We start from the raw sequence: 209 nt of genomic DNA on the forward strand, positions 1-209 counted from the left end.
CGCACACCGTGGAGCATGTTGACGATGTTGCGGAAGGCCTGGTTGACCTGACCCATGGTGTCGTACGAGGTCGCCTGCGCCTGACCGCTCCAGCCCGAACCCGCGATGTTCATCGAGGACGCCCACATCTTGCGAGCCTCGTCCTCAACGGTCTGGGCGTGCACCTCAAAGCGGCCCGCCATCGCCCGCATCTCGTGCGGGTCGGTCAT

At 65.1% G+C, this 209-nt stretch carries 1 protein-coding gene; it reads right to left on the minus strand.

Annotation, left to right across the window (positions count from 1 at the left end; genetic code table 11):
* The coding region (locus WU80_RS25145; protein WP_055405706.1) for a WXG100 family type VII secretion target at positions 1 to 209 on the minus strand (209 nt) is incomplete at both ends.

This window comes from Mycobacterium sp. UM_11 (assembly GCF_001414075.1).
GTDB lineage: Bacteria > Actinomycetota > Actinomycetes > Mycobacteriales > Mycobacteriaceae > Mycobacterium.